Genomic DNA, 21,729 nt, shown 5'->3' with positions numbered 1-21,729 from the left:
TTCCGAACAGAGAAGTTAAGCCCGTTAGCGCCGATGGTACTGCGTTTAGTGGGAGAGTAGGTCGTTGCCTTTTTTGATCCTCAGTCTACAACAGACTGAGGATTTTTTATTATATGTCTTGTGGAATGAGATTGAAGCAAGGTATAAAGACTAGGTAGCTCAGCTGGTAGAGCATAACACTTTTAATGTTAGGGTCCTGGGTTCGAACCCCAGCCTGGTCACAACTTCAAATACAAAACTAAAGCCTTTATCTTTAAAGATAAAGGCTTTTTTATTATCATCCATTGATGAGGATATTAAGATGTGCTTTAAAACTATTTTAAGATGTTTTTAAAAGCTTTTATATTTCGTTTGGTAAACTCTCTTTTCAGAAAGATAATACATCTGTTTAAAAGCCATAAAAAAAACGCTCATTTTAATGAACTTTTCAGTGCAGTTTATATCTAGGCTGTAAAAACAATCGAAAGATATATTCAACTTAGCCGCTGAGAAATCAGCGGTTTTCTTGCTTTAGATAATGATAAACTTTTCTTTTAATTTATTTAAAGTTGGGCTTGCGAAGGAAATTGATGATAAAGGGAACCAGTAAAAATTATAAATCCTGATTCGATGATGGCGACCATTAAAAAAAGAGAATAAATCCAATTTTTATATTTTCATTATTCTCTTTTTACCCTGATTAATAGCTTCTTTATATATTTTTAAGTGTCTTTATCTATTTTTATAGATTTGAAAACCTTGTTATCTAGCATAATATTTAACAGGTATTGTCCTTTTTTAAGGTGGTCAATACTTAAGTAGATATTTTGATTATCTTCTTTTTTTATGTCATCTGTTTTAAACATTTTGTTTCCTAGGGAAGGGATATATTAATTGCTTTCTTGTTTTATTTCTTTCGAGTAAAGGTATTCGAGAAGATTAAATACGCATAGTAAGTATGTAACAGACCATACTTGAAATGTAACATTACAAGAGAGGCAGTAGCTTTTGTTATTTGTTATGATATTCTGAAGGAGTTTGCTTGTATTGTACCTTGAAGCATTTAATAAAATAAGAAGGTGTATTGAATCCCACCTGATACGCAATTTCTGAAACGGTTAAATCGGAAGTCTTTAAAAGTTTTTCGGCTAGTTTTAAACGTTCTGAGCGAATAAATTCGGTAGTGGTTAAGCCAGTTAGCGCTTTTAGTTTTCTATGTAATTGCATCCGGCTCATCAACATATTTTTACTAAAGTGGGCTGAGTTAAATTGACTGTCTGTAATATTTTGGTTTAATACTTCTTTTACTTTGTTAAAGAATTGTTGTTCAGCGCTTGTCACGGCAATTTCAGTCAATTCAAAATTTTGACTGTAGCGTTGTTGAAGTTTGCGTCTAGATTCAATTAAATTTTGAACTTTAATTTTTAGTTTTTGGGTGTGGAAGGGTTTTTCAATATAATCGTCAGCACCGGTTTTTAAACCTTCAATCTCATTAGGTGTACCACTTTTAGCTGTTAATAATATAATGGGTATATGACTAGTGAGTTCATCTTGTTTCAAAGTACTACATAACATGATGCCGTCGGTTTTGGGCATCATTATATCACTGATAATGATATCCGGAATTAGTTTTACCGCTTTTTTTATTCCTATATCGCCGTTTTCAGCTTCTTCAATATTGTAGTCTTCTCTAAAAATAGCGTTTAAGAAGATTCTAATATCTTCGTCATCTTCAACAATAAGTAGCAGAGGTTGACTATTCGATTTGACATTTTCTATTTTATGGGATTCATAAGGGGCATCGAATGTATGAGGTAAGGCGTTTTCATTGATTTCAGTAGCATTAAAAAAGGAACGTTCAATAGGTAATGTGATCGTAAATTGAATGTCATCTTTATTAAGGGTGTGCGCTACAATATTTCCGTGTGTAAGAACAGTAAGTTCTTTTACCAAAGAAAGGCCAATACCTACACCATCAGCCGATTTGTTGTTTTGGTAGTAACGCTGAAAGAGTTTGCTAATATTCTCATTTGAAATTGTATTCCCGTTATTGATAATCGTGATTATTATTTCACCCTCATGTTGACTGGTATTAAAATACACGTAACCGTATTTTGGGGCATATTTTACAGCATTGGAAAGTAAGTTGGTTACTATTTTTTCCACCACATCTTGATCAAACCAGGCATTTGGAATTAGAGGAATATGGTAAGTAAAATCAACGTGCTTTTCCTTGGCTTTAAATTCAAATCCTTTGACCAATTGTTTTAAAAATACACCAAGATTGCCTTGAGTAACTGATAGCGTTAAATTCCCGGTTTCTAGTTTTGATAAATCGAGTAGTTGATTTACCAGATTTAAAAGACGTTTAGAGTTGCGCTGCACAAGTTCTAACTCTTTTTTATCGGTATTGGAAAGTTTCGGGTTGTTGAGTTGTTTTTCTACCGGACCAGAAATTAATGTTAAGGGTGTTCTGAATTCATGTGAGATATTGGTATATAGTTTGGTCTTAAAAGCATCTAATTGTTTTAAACGTTCGGTTTCGTCATGTTCAAATTGCAATTGCATTTTGATATGCCAGCGCCATTTTAGGTAACTGTAAATCAGGTAACTGATAATAGTAAATAATAAAAGGTATAGCACAATGGCTATATTACTGAAATACCAGGGGTGTCGAATCGTAAAGGTGTAAGTGGCTGGTATAATATTCCATACGCCATCGTAATTACAGGAAATAACCTGAAACGTATAGGTGTCAGGAGATAAATTGGTATAGTGAGCCGTGTTGTTATTACCCGATTCAATCCAATCATTATCGTGATTTACAAGCTGATATTTATATAGATTTCGTTTGGGTTGAGAGAAATGAAGGCTTGAAAAACTGAAAGTTATAGTGTTTTCTCTGTAGTTCAAACTTAAATTAGGTTCCAAGTTTCGAGGTTTAGAAAATACTTCGAACTTTGAAATTATCGTTTTAGGTTTCTCCGTATTAAATGTTAATTGTTCCGGATGAAACCAGTTAATTCCTTCTAATCCACCAAAGTATAATGTGTTATTCTGGTCCTTATAATAAGCTCCGGTGTTAAATTCTTTGGCTTGTAAACCATCGTAAACACTGAAGTTTTCAAAATTTGTGTGATTAAATTTACTAATGCCGTTGTTGGTACTAAGCCAGATATTCGCATGGTTACCGGGCAGAATGCCGTAAACTACATCGTTTGGTAAACCGTCTTGTATGGTATATGTTTTTGTTGTTTTGGTTTCAGTATTATAAACTTTTAATCCGTTTCCATTGGTGCCAATCCATAAGGAGTTTTTGTTGTAGTACAGCGACTTAATTTTATCATTAACCTTATTTATTTTTTCAATTTGATCTGTGGTTTCATTCAGTTTAAAAAGGCCGTTGTCATCTGTTCCAATCCAAATTTCATTGTTGTCACCAAGTGTTAATGCCCTAATATTATTAGTGATGAGATCTGAGTTTTCACTGTTGTATTCCTTTATGATGCCTTTTTGTTTGTCAAAAAGAAGCACACCATGACGTTCGGTGCAAAGCCAGGCTTGCTGAGTTGATTTTTTAATGATGCGCCAAACGGTATAATTCTTAATTTCAGGATAAAATTTATAGTGTCCTGAGGGTTCCAGAATATTTAACCCATACCCTTGATGACCAATCCACAAATCGTTATCGATAAAACAGGTGCTGATGATTCGGTTGCTAGCCAGTGTCGTATTTTCGGAGGTATAGGTTTTATAGGTTTCATTTTTTAAATCGACAACGGTTAGTCCTTTGCCTGAAGTGCCAATCCAAATGTTGTTTTGCTTGTCTGTGGTGATGCACCGTACCATATCCACGTTTACTGACTTAGGCACCTGATTATTGGTTAAAATATTAAACTTGATCAAATGCGCATCGTAGTAACTGGCTCCTGTACCATCAGATCCAAACCAAATGGTTCCGGTCGTATCCTCATATAGGGACAGCATATCGTTGTAATGAATGGCGAAGGGGTTGTTTTTATTAGCCTTAAAATTCTTGACAGTGTTGGATTTAAAATCTATTAAGTAAACTCCATTTCCGTAGGAGGCAATCCATAACCTGGATTGCCTATCAATTAGTAAATCTTCAATATTTAAGTTTTTCGGAATATTGATATTTTCATATTTAATGAATGATTCAGCATCTTTTGTTTTATAAAAGAGTCCGTTGCCAAAGGAACCCAACCAAATTGTACCATCAGGACTTTTTTCTAAAGTAGAATAATTGGTTGGTTTGGTATTTACTACGGATAGGGTTTGATATGCAACATTATTATTAAACCTAAAAATAGTTTCAGAACCAGCCACAATTAATTCATTTTCATCTTCTAAAAGGTGATATATGGTTTTGGTTTGATCCTCATGATTCAGGATTTGTAATGTGTCTTTCGTCTTATAGTCGATTTTAAATAATCCATTGTTGTATGATCCGAGATATAGATTGAAGTTCTTATCTTGAAAAACAATACTCACATCAAAAGGAAGTTTTATAGGTTTAAAATCGTCGGCATTCGGTTGGTATAATTCCAGTTTCCCCGAATGGGTAATAATCCAAAGTCGGTTTTGTTTATCAATATAAACCTTGCCTAATTTGCTGAATGTCGTTCGAGTGATATCTTCAAATTGCTTATCGTAGTGTTTAAAATCTCGCCCGTTGTATTTATTTAATCCGTCCTGCGTAGCCAACCATAAATAACCTATACTGTCTTGAGTAATACTGATAACGCTGTTTTGTGAAAGTCCATCGTTAATAGTGAGGGTTTTGAAAGAAAATTGTTTTTCCGGTGTAAAGTTATCTGATGTGGTTTTTGCAACATTTTGCGCATGGATACTCAGACAACAAAAAGTTGTAAAAAACAGATGTAGGGCATTTGTAATTATTTTATTAAAGTACGCCACCAAACTTATGCTAGATTTTGAATTGATGAGAGTTACTCCAATATAAGGAATTTTACTAACTAATTTAAAAATAGTGGTTTATGGAATGGAATTTTCGTTTAATTAGGATTTTATTTTGTAGGTATTTTTTTAAATGATTTATTTCGTTAAATTAGGAACTATGAAGTCCATCATAAAAACTACTTTAAAAACACTCGAGAAGGCAGAAATTATCTTATCATCGTTGACGGATGCCCAATTTAGCGATGCGACTTTGCCGCCTTATTTTTCTTCCATCGGAACGCATATCAGACATATTTTAGATTTTTACGATTGCATTTTCAATTTAAATTCTGAGAATATAATTGATTTAACAGCCCGAAGTCGAAATAAAAAAGTAGAGCAGGAGTGTCATGAGGCTAAAACCTATTTAAAGGTTGTAATAGATAAGCTTCAGAACTACAACTACGATATGAGCAAAACTGTAGTTGTGATGGATGATTTAGGCCAAGGAAAAATAGAAATACCTTATACCATTGGCGCTCTACTTGCGCAGGCCAATAGTCATACAATACACCATTATGCCATCATCAATTATATCTTGAGCGGATTAGAAATAGCCAGCGCTGATTTAGAGTTTGGTTACAATCCGACAACTCCAAGACCAGCAACATTTCCTTAAAGGGTATTTTATTTTTTAAACATGCTGGACATGATTATTTTAATGCCCTTAAAAATTAAAAATACAGCCATAACACAAATAAGACAAGCAATAATTAATAACGGAACATAAAGTGAGTTTTCTTTATCAGATAAGGCTAAGTGCATTAAAATAGGCCCCATAAAAAGACTTAAAAGAGCAAATGCTAATAATTTGATACCTTTAAAAAGGACATGTTTATCGGTTCGGTTAGTTTCCATGGTTATAGTTTTTTATTGCCGTGCGTACGTTTTTGTATTTGTTTAAAAGAGATTTGGCTTCATTCTCTGAAATATTTAGTTCGGCCATAATCATTTTAGTACCGCGATCAACCAGTTTGTTATTACTTAATTGCATATCTACCATTTTGTTACCTTTAATATGCCCCAACTGAATCATGGTCGATGTAGTAATCATATTTAAAACCAGTTTTTGAGCGGTTCCGGCTTTCATTCTTGAGCTTCCCGTAACAAATTCAGGACCCACAATCACTTCAATAGGGAATTGAGCCGTTTGTGATAACGGGCTATTGGCATTGCAGGTAATGCAGCCAGTAGTAATATTATTTTTGTTACATATTTCTAAAGCCGAAATGACATAGGGCGTCGTACCAGAAGCGGCTATGCCCACAACAACATCTTTTTCAGAAATATGATACGATTGTAAATCTTTCCAGCCTTGGATTTGAGAATCTTCAGCAAATTCAACAGCTTTTCTTATGGCCGTGTCTCCTCCGGCAATAAGACCAATAACCAGATCATGAGAAACGCCAAAAGTAGGAGGACATTCGGAGGCATCTAAAATACCTAAACGTCCACTGGTGCCTGCACCGATATAAAATAATCGACCGCCTTGTTTTAGTTTTTCAACTGTAATATTGACCAGATATTCAATTTCAGGAAGTGCTTTTTCAACCGCATTAGGTACGGTTTTATCTTCTTTATTTATATTGCTTAGCAGTTCTTTTACACTCATCTTCTCGAGATGGTTGTAATTAGAATCCTGTTCGGTTGTTTTGGTAAAGCTCATGTACCAAAAATAGAAATTTATTAGTGGTTTTAATCATAAATTACATCTTCAACTTGAATTTTTTCATTATTAATAAAATCATATAATGTTAATTGCCTAAGAATGTAATAATCTCTCCAGAAATTTTCAAGTGAGTTTAAATATTGCAGGACAGCTTTGTCTTTTTCCTGTAAAGCGATGTTTAAATCGGTGATAGTGATTTTTCCTAAAACATATCTTTTGTTTGATATATCGTAGCGTTTGGTCGCGACTTCTTTGGCTTTTTCGGCAGTATATAAAAAGTCCCTTTGGTTACTCCAGTTTAACACGTGCAGATATATTTCCTGTTCAAAAGCTTGAGATTCCTGCTCTACATTATTATTTACCAGATCTAAATCGGCTTCAGCCATTTTGCGTCTTGATTTAGAAACACCCCAATCGAAAATAGGAACAGAAACCGACAAGGAGACATTCTGCTGTTTGTTGAAATTATTGAATAATGTATTGAAATCGTTGGCATTATTAGAAATACCAAAATTAGCATTCAGACTCATTTCTACCTTATTGGTGCCTTTGGCACGAGCGAGTTCTCGTTCTGCTTCCAGACGTTTTCTTCTAAATTCAATGACAGCTTTTCTGTTAGATTGAGCTTCTTGCAATGCGGTAGTTATATCTACATCGAAAAGCGGAAGTTTTTCAGGTACATCCAGTCTTAAATTCTCATTGTCAATTTCTAAATAGCGAGCTAAATTCTGCGATGTACGTTTTAATTCTACGGTATTGGTTGTTACTGTGTTTTTTGAATTTAATAAGGTTAATTCCATTTGAAGAAGTTCGTTTTCTGCAATTTTCCCCATTTTATATCGTCCCAAGGAAATTTGATACAAGGTATCTTGATTGGATAGGTTTTTCTCTGCGATTTCAAGTTGCATTTGGGCTTTTAATAAACCAAAATAGTGCTGACAAGTTGTTATGGAAATCTGTTCCATTTTTTCAATAAAATCGCGTCGAGACTCCTCATAAACTAAAGGTTCAATTTTTTTGTCCCATTTAAACTGGTTAAAAAATAAAGAGTTTTGATAATATCTTAAGGAAAACGGGACAACGGAATAGCCAATGTTATCATTAAGACCGAAAAGTTCAACCCGCTCTAGGTTAGAATATAAAGACAGGGTTCCTCCAGTATATGGAATGTTTTGATTAACAGATAATCCGCCGGTAAGAATTAATTGATCTTGATTCACGAAGATTGATTGCCCTTCATCATTTAAAATACGTTGAATAGAATTGCTGTACTCAGGAATAGTAGCATTTAATCTGAATTGTGGTAAAAAACGGGCTTTATAATTTCTGAAGCGCCAGTAACTGCCTTGATTTCGGTTTAAATTGGTTTTATAATCGGGTGATTTTTTATGAGCGATTTCAATGGCTTGTGTTAGTGATATTTTTTTAGATTGAGAAAATATACTTAAAGGCAAAATGATGGTAAAAATTAGGATAAGTAATTTTTTCATAGAATTTTTTGTTTGTTTTGATTGATGAATTTGATTGAATGATGCTGCGGTTATTCTGTTCGTAAAGCTTCAATAGGGCGTTTTCTGGCAGCCGATTTTGCTGGGAATATGCCAAAAAACAATCCGACTAATACAGCTATAAAAAAGGAAACTAAAATAGAGGTTAGTGACAAAACCGTTTCTATACCTGAAAATATTTCAATAATGTATGCCCCAATAATGCCGAGCAAGATTCCAACAACACCCCCGCCAACACTAATAAGCACGGATTCAGATAAAAACTGCAAAATAACATCTTCTTCAGTAGCTCCAATAGCCCGAATAATACCAATTTCTTTGGTACGTTCTAAAACTGAAGCCAGCATGATATTCATAATACCTATACCTCCAATAAGTAAGGAAATTCCAGCAATAATACTTAGTACAATATTGAAAATCTGTTTGGTTTTTTGTTGCTGTTTAAGCAGTTGAATTGGGATGGTGATTTCAAAATCGAGGACATCATTATGTCGTCGTTTTAGCATTTTACTCAAGACTTCGGCTGTTGCTTTTAATTCGTTTGAATTTGAAACCTGAATCGTAAGTTTGTCAATTTGATGGTAGTTACCACGTGGAATACGCTTCTTAGGGCCGTTTTGTTGTCCACCAATAATGATAAATCCACCACCACGAATAGATTGTTGCTTGCTGCTAATGATTTTTCGGTCTTTATAGCGGATTAAAAAGGTTTTTATGGGAATATAAATATCCTGATTTAAGTCTCTTATACCAAGATTTTCCTGGGCTTGATCTGAAATAAGTTTTTCTTCAATAACTCCGACAACTTGTAACCACACATCTTTTACCTTAATATGTCTTCCTAAAGCACTTTCTCCTGTGAATAATTTTTTTTCCACTTTTTTACCGATAATACATACTGGTAATGCATTTTTAAGTTGATGTGCAGAGAAGTCTTTTCCGGTATCGATATTAATGTTTGAAGATTTGAAAAAAGAAGAGGATACTCCTATAAGTTTCACCGGATTTTGACGCCCGTTATTGATGACGTAGGTGTCCATAATAATCTCAGGACTTACCAATTTCACACTTGGAATATTGTTTTGAATACTTTCGGCATCCAGAATATCCAACCCTTTTGAGAAGCGTTTGGTTTCGTTATTTTTATCATTGGAATCTTCGCCTTCATCGTTAGCCTTAGCATCCTCTTCGTCAGACAAAGGCGTAACGACGATGTTATTTACACCTACAAGTTCTAATTGCGATAAAATTTCTTTTTCAGCACCGTTTCCTATCGCAAGCATGGTAATTACCGAGGCAACACCGAAAATAATACCTAGAGCGGTTAAAAACGTTCTGACCTTATTGGTTTTAATGAACCAAAAGGCTTCATTAAAATTAGATTTAAGTTTTTCAAAAAGTATTTTGTCTATCATCTTTATTTCAATAGTTTAATACTTTTATCTTCAAGGTCGTTTGGTTTGGTTAGGTAAACCACATCCTTTTCTTTAAGTCCTTTTTTTATTATTACCACTTCATTATTTGAGTTTCCTAATACAACCTGCTGTTTTTCTATGGATAAGCCTGATTTTACATAGGCATAACTAATTGAATCTTTAGAAAAGATGGCTTCCAAAGGAATCATTAGTACATCGTCTATCTGTTTTGTAAGTATACGGTTAGATGTGGTCATACCAGGTCTTATGTTGTCATTGGTGCCATTTAATTTTATAAGTACCTGAAACAATTTTATATCCGATCCGGTTTTGGTTTCGCCAACATTGGCAACCTCGGTTACCACTCCGTCAAGTTCTATATCAGGGAAGGCATCGAATCCTACTTTAACGGTAAGGCCTTGTTTTATTTTTCGAACATCCACCTCATTACTATAGGTTTTAGATTCCATTTTGGTTAAATCAGGAAGACTGGCGATAGCAGGTTCCCAAGGGGAAATCGTTGAACCGACTTGTTTTTTGGTGCCATTCCACTCTTTGATATAGGTAACCATACCACCTTCATCGGAGTAAATTGTAAATTGTTTTTGGAGTTCTAGTAATTCATCAATACGCTGTCTGTTTTTTGAAACATTATTACTCGCAATAATCATTCTTGCATTAGATTGTTGCTTTTTTATGGAATAATCTTCTTTTTTGCTTTTTAAATTGCGTTCAGACTTTTCAAGTTTTATTTCCAGCTGTCTTATAACTGCAGGCGCTTCATATTTTGATTGATTTAATTCCAGTTTCGTTTCCTCAATTTCGAAAAGTAAGTCCTTTATAGCGTTACGCTCTTGTTTAAGCGTTAGCGTTGTATCGAGTTGTTGTTGAGTGTAAGTCGACTCAGCATTGTCTAAGTTTATTTGTGCATCGAGTATTTTTCCGTTAAGTTCTGAAACATCTAATTTACCTATGTAATCTCCTTTTTTTACTATAGTACCTTCTGGAACTAAATCTTGAATTTTAATATCATAAAGGCCAAATTGTCTTGCGTTGCTTGGGCCATTAATTTGTTTAGAGCTAGTGGATTGTGCCTCACCGGAAATAATAACTTCATCGTTAAAAGTTCCCTTAACGACATTTGTAGTAAGTGAAATATTTTCATTGTTTCCACTATTATAGAATGATAAAATTAAAATGGGAGTTACGACCACAGCACCCCAAATGGCTAGTTTTTTTAGTTTCATAGTTAATTGATAGATGAAATAGATTTTATAAAAATAGAATCTAAAAGCTAATTAGCTGTTAATTTTTTTATAAAATTCTTACAATATGTGTTTTAATAACTTAAACACTAGCGTGTTTATTGTGGCATTAGAAAATTAGGCCATAAAAAAAGCTCCTAGAAATAGGAGCTTTTTTTTATGTGTAGTTTTATTGTGATATTAAGCTAAAATACTGTTAAGCGTAGCGCTAGGACGCATAACTTGATTTGTTAAATCTTCGTCAGGCTCGTAATATCCACCAATACTTACTGGCTTACCTTGAATTTCTGTTAATTCTTTAATAATTGACGCTTCGTTTTCTGCTAATTGTTTAGCAATTGGTTCGAATTCAGCTTTTAAATCGGCATCTTTTGTTTGTTTCGCTAATTCTTGAGCCCAGTACATTGCTAGGTAGAAGTGGCTACCTCTGTTATCTAACTCACCCGCACTTCTGGAAGGTCCTTTTTTGTTTTCTAATAAAGAACTTGTAGCATCATCTAAAGTTTCTCCTAAAATTTTAGCTTTAGCATTGTTGTTTACTTCGCTAAAGTGTTCTAAAGAAACCGCTAACGCTAAAAACTCTCCTAGAGAATCCCAACGTAAGTGGTTTTCTTCTAATAATTGTTGTACGTGTTTTGGAGCCGAACCACCAGCACCGGTTTCAAATAAACCACCACCATTCATTAAAGGAACGATAGACAGCATTTTTGCACTGGTACCAACTTCAAGAATAGGGAATAAATCGGTTAAGTAATCACGTAATACGTTTCCTGAAACCGAAATGGTATCTAATCCTTTTTTAAGTCTTTCACAAGTAAAGATGGTTGCATCAATAGGTGATAATATTCTTAAATCTAATCCTGTTGTGTCGTGATCTTTTAAATAAGTATTTACTTTTTTAATTAACTCAGCATCATGGGCTCTGTTTTCATCTAACCAAAAAACAGCAGGCGTTTCTGAAGCTTTGGCACGTGTTACGGCTAATTTAACCCAGTCTTGAATAGGGGCATCTTTAGTTTGGCACATTCTCCAGATATCACCTTCTTCAACATTGTGTTCTAATAATGTGTTTCCGTTAGCGTCAACAACTGTTACCTTACCATCAGATGTGATTTCAAAAGTTTTATCATGCGATCCATATTCTTCAGCTTTTTGAGCCATTAAGCCAACGTTTGGAACTGTTCCCATTGTTGTTGGGTCGAATGCACCGTTTTCTTTACAGAAATCGATAGTTGCCGCATAAACACCAGCATAACTACTGTCTGGAATAACGGCTTTTGTATCTTGTAATTTACCTTCTGCATTCCACATTTGTCCAGATGTACGAATCATGGCAGGCATAGATGCATCGATAATCACGTCACTTGGTACGTGTAAGTTTGTAATACCTTTGTCGCTGTTTACCATTGCTAAAGCAGGGCCGTTAGCAAAAACAGCATCGATATCGGCTTGAATTTCGTTACGCTTAGATTCTGGTAATTCCTGTAATTTTTCAACTAAGTTTCCAAAACCACTATTTACGTCCACTCCAATTTGATCTAAAGTAGCTCCATGTTTAGCGAAAACGTCTTTAAAGAAGATTTTAACAGCGTGACCAAAAATAATAGGATCACTAACTTTCATCATCGTTGCTTTCATATGTAATGAAAACAATACCCCAGTAGCTTTGGCATCGGCTACCTGGTTTTCAAAAAAGCTGATTAAAGCCTTTTTATTCATTACCGTAGCATCGATAATTTCACCTTTTTGAATAGCGAAACTATCTTTTAAGATGGTTTCGTTTCCGTTAGCATCGGTGTGAACAATTTTAATAGTTGTAGCTTCCGGTAAGGTTAACGATTTTTCGTTGTGTGCAAAATCACCAGATTCCATAGTCGCTACATGCGTTTTAGAATCTTTAGTCCATGCACCCATAGAGTGCGGATTGTTTTTAGCGTAGTTTTTAACAGCTTTAGGCGCACGTCTGTCTGAGTTACCTTCTCGTAGCACAGGGTTTACCGCGCTACCTTTAATTTTATCGTAACGCGATTTAATATCTTTTTCAGCATCGTTTGCTGGTTCATCTGGATAGCTAGGAATAGCAAATCCTTGTGCTTGTAATTCTTTTATAGCGGCTTTTAACTGAGGAATAGAAGCACTAATATTTGGTAATTTAATAATGTTGGCTTCTGGTTTCTTTGCTAATTCACCTAGTAGTGCTAAATCGTCTGAAACGCGTTGATCTTCATTTAAGAAATCAGGAAAAACGGCTAAGATTCTAGCAGCTAAAGAAATATCTTTAGTTTCTATATTAATACCTGAAGATTTAACGAAAGCTTTAACAATAGGTAAGAATGAATGCGTAGCTAAAGCTGGAGCTTCATCGGTTTTTGTATAAATTATGTTAGACATTACTTTAGTGATTTTTTTAAATTTTTACTTAGTTTAATGAATATGAAAAAAGAAAGGATTTTTTTTCGAGTTGCGAATATACAAAAATAGATGATTATATATGCTTAATCGTTTAAACAAAAAGTGCTTAAAATAGAAGTTTTTAGAGAACTCTAAAAAAGGGGCGGAGCACTAAGAATTTTTTAAAGAAAAAGGGCAGGGAGTTAAAAAAACAAAAGCCATATCACTGCAGAACTAAATCTACTCTGACATGGCTTTCTTAAAATAGCACGACTTAATCAATTAGAAATTACTAAATCAGTTCAAATTTTCATTAAACCTTTACAATTCAAGTGTTGCTATTTTAATGAAACATTTTCTGTAATTTTCAAAATGTATTGACCTAATTACCAAAATGTCTCAGAAAATTGTTTTTTTTGATGCATTTACTTTTGCCATTCGCTGTTAACGATAAGCTTCCATTAAAGCATTGTCTTTTTTCAGTCTCATGGTTGTGTTAAAACCGTGGTGCTGTTTAGACTTTCAATTATCTAGTTTCTATTTATTAATAAATAGTCTTCTATAATATCATGGTTTCTTTGCACATGCTTACACATGATACATTTAAAACCTCAAAAAACAATTAAAATGTGAACGTTATCTTATTTAGTTTATAATGCATCATAGTTATTATCAAGTAAACTATTGATTTATTATTAACTTACGCTAATATACATCAAAAAATAGAGAATTGCAATTTTTTCAACTGTTTAATTATCAACTTCTTATAAACAGGGTTTATTAACAATTGTTTATAACAAAAAAAGCCTTGACATAAATCAAGGCTTTTCGATGCTTTTTTAAAGGCAACAGATTAGTGTCTACGCTCTTTAATTCTAGCTTTTTTACCAGTAAGTCCTCTAAAGTAGAAAATTCTAGCTCTACGAACTTTACCACGTTTATTAACTTCAATTTTTTGTAATGCTGGTAAGTTAATAGGGAAGATACGCTCTACACCTACAGTTCCAGACATTTTTCTAATTGTAAAAGTTTCAGAAGCACCTGAACCTCTTCTTTGGATAACTACACCTCTAAAGAACTGAGTACGTGTTTTGTTACCCTCTTTAATTTCGTAATACACAGTAATTGTGTCTCCAGCTCCAAACTCTGGAAAGTCTTTTTTTGTTACAAATTCGTCTTGTACAAATTTTACTAAAGATTCCATATCTTTATTTTTTTAATTGATTTAATTCAGAACAACATACACGATTTTCGCCAGAGGTTAACCCGAAACAGGGTGCAAAGATAATTAAAAAGTTAATAGGGGAAAGTATAAAATTAAAAGTTTTTAATCTTTTTAAGCTGTTTGCTATATCTAAAAGTATGCCGCTACTATCCTTAACACCAATAGGCTTATTCATCCAGTAAATCCGGACGTCGTTCTTTGGTTCTTTGATAAGCCTGCTCTTCGCGCCATTTTTCAATTTCAGGAAAATTACCGCTAAATAAAAGTTCAGGTACTTTCCATCCCTTGTATTCTCTAGGTTTGGTATAAATAGGCGGTGCTAATAAATTATCCTGAAAGGAATCGGTTAGGGCAGAAGTTTCATTGCCTAAAACTCCCGGAATTAATCGAATAACAGCATCGCATAATACGGCGGCACCTAATTCGCCACCAGACAAAACGTAGTCACCAATAGAAATTTCACGCGTAATAAAATGATCGCGTACACGTTGGTCTACACCTTTATAATGTCCGCAAAGAATAATAATATTTTCTTTTAACGATAACTGATTAGCAATCCCTTGTTTTAAGGTTTCGCCATCAGGCGTCATGTAAATAACCTCGTCGTAATCGCGTTCTGCTTTTAACTCTGAAATACATTTGTCGATAGGTTCAATCATCATCACCATTCCTGCGCCACCACCAAACTGGTAATCGTCTATACTTTTATAATTATCGGTCGCATAATTACGTAAATTATGAAAATGGACTTCAACCAAATTAGCTTCGATAGCTCGTTTTAAAATTGAGGCTTCAAACGGACTTCTTAATAATTCAGGTAAAACAGTTATAATATCTATGCGCATGACGTTTTTTTAAGAAGTGCAAAGATAATTGAATTAAAGTATTTTTGGGATGTCTTTAGCCATTTGATGATTATTAAATAAAAAAAGCCGGAGTTTCCTCCGACTTTTTTAAATTTTATTGATAAAGAATTAAATCTTTTTGTGCTTATTGATTTCATCTTGAAGTTGGCGTCTCACTTTTTGCTCACGCTCTAAAGCTACTTTTCTGTGTTCTTCAAATTCTCCTTCTATTTCAGAAAGTGCTTTTCTTGCTTCAATTGTAATGACATTACTATTTTTAAACTTATAGATAAACAATAATAATAAGGCTAATAACCCACCAATTATAGACCACATTAATACATTATATCCGCCTTTACTCATTTGTATTCCAAATAATGACATGCTATCTTTTTCTAAATTGGTTTCATCTAGAGTATTTTGAGTTTCAGAAAGACTAGCTTTTAAATTATCGATTTCTTTTGCTTGAGTATTAACAACAGCTTTAGTGTCGTTAAGATTTTTTTGTATCGCGTTTAAAGAATCCATCGTATGTGCTTTTAAGGTGTAAAGCCATACTTTTTTAATCACTTTGTAATCTTGATAATTGTTGGAACGCTGAATAACATATTCAAATTGGCTATCAATGGTACCGCTGTTTAAAGATAATTTGTCTTCGTCGTCATTCTCGGTTTGCGCAAATACAGTGGCGCTAAGTAAAAAGGTTAAAACAGCTAAATACTTGATTTTGTTCATTTTAGTGTGATTTTTGAGTATTGGGTTACTAAATTATAAAATATTGTTTACTGTAAAAGGTAAAATTGTCAAAAAGCCTCACGAGGTGAGGCTTTTTGTAATATACGTTAATAAATATAATTTAGATGTTTTTCCTAATTAATAATAGGTATAACGTCTCACTTTAGCAATATATTTTGCCAGTCTGATAACCTGATGACTGTATCCGTATTCGTTGTCATACCATACATAAAGGACAATATTTTTTCCATCAGCACGAACAATCGTGGCTTTACTATCAAAAATAGATGGAGCAGAACAACCAATAATATCGCTAGAAACAAGCTCGTCACTTAATTCGTATTTAATTTGCTCCACTAAATCACCTTCTAAAGCAAATTTCTTTAAAGTCGCATTAACATCATCTAAAGAGGTTTTATTCTTTAACTCTAAATTTAAAATAGCTAACGATCCGTTTGGTACAGGAACACGAATAGCATTCGATGTTAATTTGCCTTCTAAAACCGGTAAAGCTTTAGCAACAGCACTTCCGGCACCAGTTTCAGTAATGACCATGTTTAATGCTGCAGCACGACCACGACGGTATTTATTGTGGTAGTTGTCAACAAGGTTTTGGTCGTTGGTGTAAGCGTGAATTGTTTCAAGATGACCATGTTTAATGCCGTAAGTATCTTCAATAACTTTTAAAACAGGAGTAATGGCATTGGTAGTACACGATGCCGCAGAGAAAATATCTGTTTTGCTAGGGTCGTAATCTAAATGGTTAACACCGTGAACGATATTAGGTACTCCTTTTCCAGGAGCCGTTAGTAAGACTTTAGAAACACCTCTGGATTTTAAATGTCTGCTTAAAGCTTCTCCATCTCTAAAAGCACCTGTATTGTCAATCACTAAAGCGTTGTTTATACCATATTTAGTATAATCAATTTCTTCTGGTGTGTTAGCTGAAATGATATTCACTGTAGTGCCATTAATATTTAAAGCGTTTTTGGCTACATCAACTGATACAGTTCCTGAAAATTCTCCGTGAACCGAATCGTTACGCAAAAGTGCTGCTCTTTTTTCTAAAACCTGAGCATCAATAGCACCGCGCGTTACAATCGCTCTTAATCTCAACTGACTACCTTTTCCGGTACGAGCCATGATTTCGCGAGCTACCAAACGCCCAATTCTACCAAATCCGTAAAGAATAACATCTTTAGGAAGCAGTGAGCTGTTTTTATTCGCATCTTTTAATTTGTCGACAATAAAGCTGCTTGCGTTATTGTATTTGGTATCTTCTAAATGATATTCATAGGTTAATTTGCCTATGTCTAGTTTAGCAGGGGCAATGTCTAACGATTTAATCGCCTGAGCAATTTCAACAGAGTCGAAAATAGAGATGGGTTTTTGAACAAATTTACCTGCGTATTCATGCAGATTTAAAATTTGACTCACGTTTCTGTCGATTAGTTGGTTGCGAAAAAGAACAAGTTCTATGGACTTGTCGTACCATAAGTCACTAACGATTTTAATGAATTCTACAGTGGCTCTTCTACGGTCTGCTTGAAAGGCTAATTCCTTTTCATAGTTTTTGTTAAAAGACATCTTTGAGATAGTTTAGTTTTATAAATGTTTTGGCAAAAGTATCATATTTCAAACGTTTTCGTAGGCTATTTTAACAAAAAAATAACCTCTTAAAAAAGACTTTTTAAGAGGCTAAATGACAATTATTATTCGAGTACTTTTTATCTAAAGTTGTAACGTTCTTTTTCACCTTTAGAATTGATTAATTCAATTCGAAGCGGTTCGTAAGACGATCTGTTTTTAATGGCTTCCTGAGCGTCATCCACCGAATTAATTTTTACGTCGTTAATAGAGGTGATAATGGCACCTTCTTCAACGCCATTTTTCTTCCAATAAGCTTCATATTCTTTGTTTAACTCAATAATTTTAACGCCATTTGAAGCGTTTAACGATTTTAAATCTTCTCTTTTGGCATTTTTCACCATCCCTACTAAAGGCAGATTTAAGGTTTCATTTCTGGTTAATTTAACTTTTACCGTTTTAAGGTCGCCGTTTCTTGAAATTTTAAGCTCAACGACATCATCTACTCGTTTAGCACCGATATGTCCGGTTAAATCAGAGAACTTAGAAACTTTAATGCGGTCAATTTCTTTGATGATGTCTCCTTCTTTAATTCCTGCTATGTCTGCTCCGGAATCTTCAACAACGCTGGCTACATAAATACCTTCGGTGTCGTTAACTCCTAACTCCTCGGCAGCAGTACTGTTTAAAGCACCTCCGGAAATTCCAAGAATACCGTTTTGAACATAGCCATATTCCATAATATCTTCAATAACCCGTCTGGCAATATTACTAGGTACAGCAAAGGAATACCCTATGTAAGATCCGGTTTGAGATGAAATTGCAGTGTTAATACCTATTAATTCTCCATTTGTATTAACTAAAGCACCTCCTGAGTTTCCTGGGTTTACAGCGGCATCAGTTTGGATAAACGATTGGGTGGAATTACCCGATAAATCTCTGGCTTTCGCAGAAATGATTCCTGCAGTAACCGTAGAGGTTAAATTAAATGGATTACCAACAGCTAGTACCCACTCGCCAATTCTGGCTTGATCAGAATCTGCAAAAGTGACATATGGTAAGTCTTCTTCGGCATCAATTTTTAGTAAAGCAATGTCGGTTTTTGGGTCGGTTCCCACAATTTCGGCATCATAAGTTTTATTGTTATTTAGTGTGACTGTAAGTTTGTCAGAGTTGTTAATCACGTGATTATTGGTAATGATATATCCGTCAGAGTTAATAATAACTCCCGAGCCAGTTCCCATTTGAGCGCGTTGCGGACTTCTTCCTAAAAGCAAATCCTGAAAGGTCATTTGTCCGCTACTAATGGTAACGTTTTTAACGTGAACTACTGCATTAACAGCATTTTCTGCCGCGATGGTTAAATCAGGAGCTTCAGCAGCACTGTTGAATACATTGCTAATATTACTTGTAGGTAAAAATGATGGATTAGAGTCTGCTGTGATTTCAATTTTGTTTTCAGGCTCTAAAAAAAGTTTGTAAGCACCAAGAGTTAAAGCGCCTCCTAATGCCGAAACTAGTACTAATGAGAAAATCTTCTTCATAATGATCCTTTATGTTTAATTATTGTTTTTATTTGAAGTCTTCTTTATTTAAAATTCTCAGGATTTTAATACTTGTTCTGAGATTTAAATAAACAAGCTGTTAAAATTTTATTTTAAGAACGATTAAAATTAATTATTTATTGAGTTCCTTTTTTGGTTTTAACGATTTTTAACGTCAATTTTAACGCGTGTTTAACACGTGAAAAAACGGTTAATTATTCCTATATTTGCCCTCTATTATGCAACAGACTTTTTATAAATATCAAGGAACAGGAAACGATTTTGTGATGATTGATAATCGTCAGCAAACGTTCGACAAAAATGATACCAAACGCATCGCATTTTTATGTGACAGACGTTTTGGCATAGGTGCAGACGGATTAATTTTATTGGAAAACCATCCTGATTTAGATTTCAAGATGGTTTATTATAACGCCGATGGAAATGAAAGCACCATGTGTGGGAACGGTGGGCGTTGTTTAGTGGCTTTTGCTAAAGACTTGGGAGTTATAAAAGAACATGCTGTTTTTGAGGCCATTGACGGGTTGCATCATGCCGAAATTAATAATGGGATTGTAAAACTTCAGATGATGGATGTTGATACTGTGGAACAATACGAAAACCACATGTTTTTAAACACAGGATCGCCACATCATGTTCAGTTTGAAGAAAAAATAGAAGACTTCGATATTAAAACTAAAGGCGCTAAAATTCGTTATGGAGCTCCTTATAATCAAGAAGGAACGAATGTTAACTTTGTAAGTAAGGTTAACAACGATACATTTAGAGTGAGAACTTACGAGCGTGGCGTAGAAGATGAAACCTTGTCTTGTGGAACCGGTGTAACAGCCGTTGCTATAGCTATGAATAGGTTAAAGGAAACTGATGAAACCTTAGTTAACTTAAATGTTGAAGGTGGGAAGCTACAGGTAAGTTTCGATATAGATAATGGCGTCTATAAAAACGTTTGGCTTATTGGGCCGGCAACCTACGTTTTCAAAGGAACGATATGATTACCCTAAAAGGAGAACATATTTATTTACGAGCACTGGAACCAGAGGATTTAGAATTTATTCATGCCATTGAAAATGACGAATCCATCTGGGAAGTCAGCTGTACACAAACCCCGTATTCCAAATATTTAATCAAGCAGTATTTAGAGCAGGCTCATAAAGATATTTTTGAGGTGAAGCAGTTGCGTCTGGTTATCTGTAATTATGATAATGCCGCTTTAGGGTTAATAGATTTGTTCGACTTCGATTTTAAAAACAAACGTGCCGGTGTTGGTATTCTGGTTAAAGAATTAAAAGATCGCTCTAAAGGCATCGGTAGTGAAGCCTTAAATCTTTTGGTAAATTATTGCTTTACTCATTTAGATTTACATCAGTTATACTGTAATATTTCAGAAGATAACGAAGCAAGCATTAAACTTTTTTCCAAACAAGGGTTTAAAGAAGTAGGGCTTAAAAAAGACTGGATTCATTTTAATGGATCTTTTAAAAACGAATATTTATTTCAGCTTATTAATATTTAAATGTACATAAAAAAAATACTTGTTGCCATAGCCTTACTCGGTTTAGTTGGTGCTGCATACTTTGCTTACTTTGTTTACAATGCGATGTTAAAACCTAACACAGCGTTTAATAATGATACCGCTTATATTTATGTGCGTACCAACGGAAATTATCAGGAAGTTAGAGAACAATTAGAGCCTTTACTTGAAGATATTGAATCTTTTGATGTGTTGGCGAAGCAAAAAAAGTATACTACGAATCTAAAAGCAGGTCGTTTTGCGATAAAGAAGGGGATGAGTAATAACGATATCATCAACTCAATACGAAGCAAGAATCTACCTGTTACTTTATCTTTTAACAATCAGGAGAGTTTAGAAAAGTTAGCGGGACGCATCAGTTCACAAATTGAAGCCGATAGTGTTTCTCTTGTAGAAGCTATGAATGATGCTTTATTTTTAACTGAAAATAAATTCAGTCCTGCGACTGCTTTAGGTATGTATATTCCAAATAGTTATGAGTTTTTCTGGAATTCTTCAGCGAAATTGTTCAGAGAACGTATGCTTACCGAGTATAACCGTTTCTGGAATGATTCGCGTAAAGCAAAAGCCAAAACTATTGGCTTATCGCAAGCTGAAGTGATGACCTTAGCATCTATTGTTTACGAAGAATCAAAACAAGCTAGTGAGCAACCAAGAATTGCGGGCGTTTATATGAACAGACTGCGCATTGGGATGCCATTACAGGCCGACCCGACGTTGAAGTTTGCAGCATATCAGTTACCGGAGTATAAAAATACAGTGATTAAGCGCGTACTAAATGTACACAAGGAAATAGATTCACCATATAATACTTATAAAAATGCAGGATTGCCACCAGGATTGATTGCTATGCCTGATATTTCGGCCATTGATGCCGTTTTAAATTATGAAAAGCATCAATATTTATATTTTGCTGCCGATGCTCAGCGTTTAGGGTTTCATAAGTTTGCCAAAACCTTATCACAACATAATGCCAACGCCAGAGAATATCAGCGTTATTTATCCTCTCAAGGCATCAATAAATAGAGTATTTA

General features: G+C 34.3%; 16 protein-coding genes, 1 tRNA gene and 1 rRNA gene. 6 read left to right on the top strand and 12 right to left on the bottom strand.

Annotated features, from left to right (window positions below):
• A 5S ribosomal RNA gene (gene rrf / locus ICJ84_RS17200) occupies nucleotides 1-73 on the top strand; the annotation flags it as partial.
• Between the two features lie 75 nt (nucleotides 74-148).
• A tRNA-Lys gene (locus ICJ84_RS11090) sits at nucleotides 149-221 on the top strand.
• Between the two features lie 769 nt (nucleotides 222-990).
• Here the strand turns inward: ICJ84_RS11090 and ICJ84_RS11085 are convergent.
• Nucleotides 991-4,917: a response regulator gene (locus tag ICJ84_RS11085; RefSeq protein ID WP_188216465.1), complete on the bottom strand. Its 3,927-nt coding sequence runs from the start codon at nucleotides 4,915-4,917 to the stop codon at nucleotides 991-993.
• A gap of 160 nt (nucleotides 4,918-5,077) precedes the next feature.
• Between ICJ84_RS11085 and ICJ84_RS11080 the strand changes: the two genes are divergently transcribed.
• Nucleotides 5,078-5,578, top strand: coding sequence for a DinB family protein (locus tag ICJ84_RS11080; RefSeq protein WP_188216464.1), 501 nt, complete (start codon nucleotides 5,078-5,080; stop codon nucleotides 5,576-5,578).
• Nucleotides 5,579-5,586: 8 nt separating this feature from the next.
• Here ICJ84_RS11080 and ICJ84_RS11075 read toward each other — a convergent pair whose 3' ends face one another.
• The 11 genes from ICJ84_RS11075 to ICJ84_RS11025 all read right to left on the bottom strand — a co-directional run bounded on the left by ICJ84_RS11075 (nucleotide 5,587) and on the right by ICJ84_RS11025 (nucleotide 19,143).
• Nucleotides 5,587-5,817, bottom strand: a complete 231-nt coding sequence (locus ICJ84_RS11075) for a DUF6095 family protein (RefSeq protein ID WP_188216463.1) — start codon at nucleotides 5,815-5,817, stop codon at nucleotides 5,587-5,589.
• Nucleotides 5,807-6,625: an N-acetylmuramic acid 6-phosphate etherase gene (gene murQ, locus ICJ84_RS11070; protein ID WP_188216462.1), complete on the bottom strand. Its 819-nt coding sequence runs from the start codon at nucleotides 6,623-6,625 to the stop codon at nucleotides 5,807-5,809. The genes ICJ84_RS11075 and murQ overlap by 11 nt, the downstream gene beginning before the upstream one ends.
• 29 nt (nucleotides 6,626-6,654) lie before the next feature.
• Nucleotides 6,655-8,118 carry a TolC family protein gene (locus ICJ84_RS11065; RefSeq protein ID WP_188216461.1) on the bottom strand — a complete coding sequence of 488 codons (1,464 nt, stop codon included), beginning with the start codon at nucleotides 8,116-8,118 and terminating at the stop codon, nucleotides 6,655-6,657.
• A gap of 50 nt (nucleotides 8,119-8,168) precedes the next feature.
• Entirely contained in the window at nucleotides 8,169-9,551 is a 1,383-nt protein-coding gene (locus ICJ84_RS11060; protein WP_188216460.1) for an ABC transporter permease, read from the bottom strand.
• A 2-nt stretch (nucleotides 9,552-9,553) separates the two neighbouring features.
• Nucleotides 9,554-10,798, bottom strand: coding sequence for an efflux RND transporter periplasmic adaptor subunit (locus ICJ84_RS11055; RefSeq protein WP_188216459.1), 1,245 nt, complete (start codon nucleotides 10,796-10,798; stop codon nucleotides 9,554-9,556).
• Between the two features lie 198 nt (nucleotides 10,799-10,996).
• Entirely contained in the window at nucleotides 10,997-13,207 is a 2,211-nt protein-coding gene (locus tag ICJ84_RS11050; protein ID WP_188216458.1) for an NADP-dependent isocitrate dehydrogenase, read from the bottom strand.
• 853 nt (nucleotides 13,208-14,060) lie between these two features.
• The gene (gene rplS, locus ICJ84_RS11045; RefSeq protein WP_188216457.1) at nucleotides 14,061-14,411 is read right to left on the bottom strand and encodes a 50S ribosomal protein L19; all 351 of its coding nucleotides are present in this window, start codon (nucleotides 14,409-14,411) and stop codon (nucleotides 14,061-14,063) included.
• A gap of 188 nt (nucleotides 14,412-14,599) precedes the next feature.
• The gene (gene trmD / locus ICJ84_RS11040; RefSeq protein ID WP_188216456.1) at nucleotides 14,600-15,277 is read right to left on the bottom strand and encodes a tRNA (guanosine(37)-N1)-methyltransferase TrmD; all 678 of its coding nucleotides are present in this window, start codon (nucleotides 15,275-15,277) and stop codon (nucleotides 14,600-14,602) included.
• Nucleotides 15,278-15,406: 129 nt separating this feature from the next.
• Nucleotides 15,407-16,012 (bottom strand): tRNA (guanine-N1)-methyltransferase, encoded by a 606-nt coding sequence (locus ICJ84_RS11035; protein ID WP_188216455.1) that lies wholly within the window; start codon nucleotides 16,010-16,012, stop codon nucleotides 15,407-15,409.
• Nucleotides 16,013-16,150: 138 nt separating this feature from the next.
• Nucleotides 16,151-17,599, bottom strand: coding sequence for a glyceraldehyde-3-phosphate dehydrogenase (locus ICJ84_RS11030; protein WP_188216454.1), 1,449 nt, complete (start codon nucleotides 17,597-17,599; stop codon nucleotides 16,151-16,153).
• A 140-nt stretch (nucleotides 17,600-17,739) separates the two neighbouring features.
• Nucleotides 17,740-19,143, bottom strand: coding sequence for a trypsin-like peptidase domain-containing protein (locus tag ICJ84_RS11025; protein WP_188216453.1), 1,404 nt, complete (start codon nucleotides 19,141-19,143; stop codon nucleotides 17,740-17,742).
• Between the two features lie 239 nt (nucleotides 19,144-19,382).
• On the opposite strand from ICJ84_RS11025, the gene dapF reads away from it, so the two are divergent.
• Genes dapF through mltG form a run of 3 tightly spaced genes read left to right on the top strand, consistent with a single transcriptional unit; the run spans nucleotide 19,383 to nucleotide 21,721 of the window.
• Nucleotides 19,383-20,156 carry a diaminopimelate epimerase gene (dapF, locus tag ICJ84_RS11020; RefSeq protein WP_188216452.1) on the top strand — a complete coding sequence of 258 codons (774 nt, stop codon included), beginning with the start codon at nucleotides 19,383-19,385 and terminating at the stop codon, nucleotides 20,154-20,156.
• Nucleotides 20,153-20,677 (top strand): GNAT family N-acetyltransferase, encoded by a 525-nt coding sequence (locus ICJ84_RS11015; protein WP_188216451.1) that lies wholly within the window; start codon nucleotides 20,153-20,155, stop codon nucleotides 20,675-20,677. Before dapF ends, ICJ84_RS11015 begins: the two co-directional genes overlap by 4 nt.
• On the top strand, nucleotides 20,678-21,721 hold the full coding sequence (gene mltG, locus ICJ84_RS11010) for an endolytic transglycosylase MltG (protein ID WP_188216450.1): 1,044 nt from the start codon (nucleotides 20,678-20,680) through the stop codon (nucleotides 21,719-21,721).
• Nucleotides 21,722-21,729: the final 8 nt, after the last annotated feature.

The organism is Aestuariibaculum suncheonense (assembly GCF_014596935.1).
In the GTDB taxonomy this organism is placed as follows: domain Bacteria; phylum Bacteroidota; class Bacteroidia; order Flavobacteriales; family Flavobacteriaceae; genus Aestuariibaculum; species Aestuariibaculum suncheonense.
The sequence above is the reverse complement of the archived record's forward strand: the minus strand, read 5'-3'. Positions and strand labels throughout refer to the sequence as shown.

Coding starts and splice junctions, on each gene's coding strand:
- ICJ84_RS11080 (WP_188216464.1), top strand. CDS start 5,078: ATGAAGTCCATCATAAAAACTACTTTAAAAACACTCGAGAAGGCAGAA.
- ICJ84_RS11075 (WP_188216463.1), bottom strand. CDS start 5,817: ATGGAAACTAACCGAACCGATAAACATGTCCTTTTTAAAGGTATCAAA.
- murQ (WP_188216462.1), bottom strand. CDS start 6,625: ATGAGCTTTACCAAAACAACCGAACAGGATTCTAATTACAACCATCTC.
- ICJ84_RS11065 (WP_188216461.1), bottom strand. CDS start 8,118: ATGAAAAAATTACTTATCCTAATTTTTACCATCATTTTGCCTTTAAGT.
- ICJ84_RS11060 (WP_188216460.1), bottom strand. CDS start 9,551: ATGATAGACAAAATACTTTTTGAAAAACTTAAATCTAATTTTAATGAA.
- ICJ84_RS11055 (WP_188216459.1), bottom strand. CDS start 10,798: ATGAAACTAAAAAAACTAGCCATTTGGGGTGCTGTGGTCGTAACTCCC.
- ICJ84_RS11050 (WP_188216458.1), bottom strand. CDS start 13,207: ATGTCTAACATAATTTATACAAAAACCGATGAAGCTCCAGCTTTAGCT.
- rplS (WP_188216457.1), bottom strand. CDS start 14,411: ATGGAATCTTTAGTAAAATTTGTACAAGACGAATTTGTAACAAAAAAA.
- trmD (WP_188216456.1), bottom strand. CDS start 15,277: ATGCGCATAGATATTATAACTGTTTTACCTGAATTATTAAGAAGTCCG.
- ICJ84_RS11035 (WP_188216455.1), bottom strand. CDS start 16,012: ATGAACAAAATCAAGTATTTAGCTGTTTTAACCTTTTTACTTAGCGCC.
- ICJ84_RS11030 (WP_188216454.1), bottom strand. CDS start 17,599: ATGTCTTTTAACAAAAACTATGAAAAGGAATTAGCCTTTCAAGCAGAC.
- ICJ84_RS11025 (WP_188216453.1), bottom strand. CDS start 19,143: ATGAAGAAGATTTTCTCATTAGTACTAGTTTCGGCATTAGGAGGCGCT.
- dapF (WP_188216452.1), top strand. CDS start 19,383: ATGCAACAGACTTTTTATAAATATCAAGGAACAGGAAACGATTTTGTG.
- ICJ84_RS11015 (WP_188216451.1), top strand. CDS start 20,153: ATGATTACCCTAAAAGGAGAACATATTTATTTACGAGCACTGGAACCA.
- mltG (WP_188216450.1), top strand. CDS start 20,678: ATGTACATAAAAAAAATACTTGTTGCCATAGCCTTACTCGGTTTAGTT.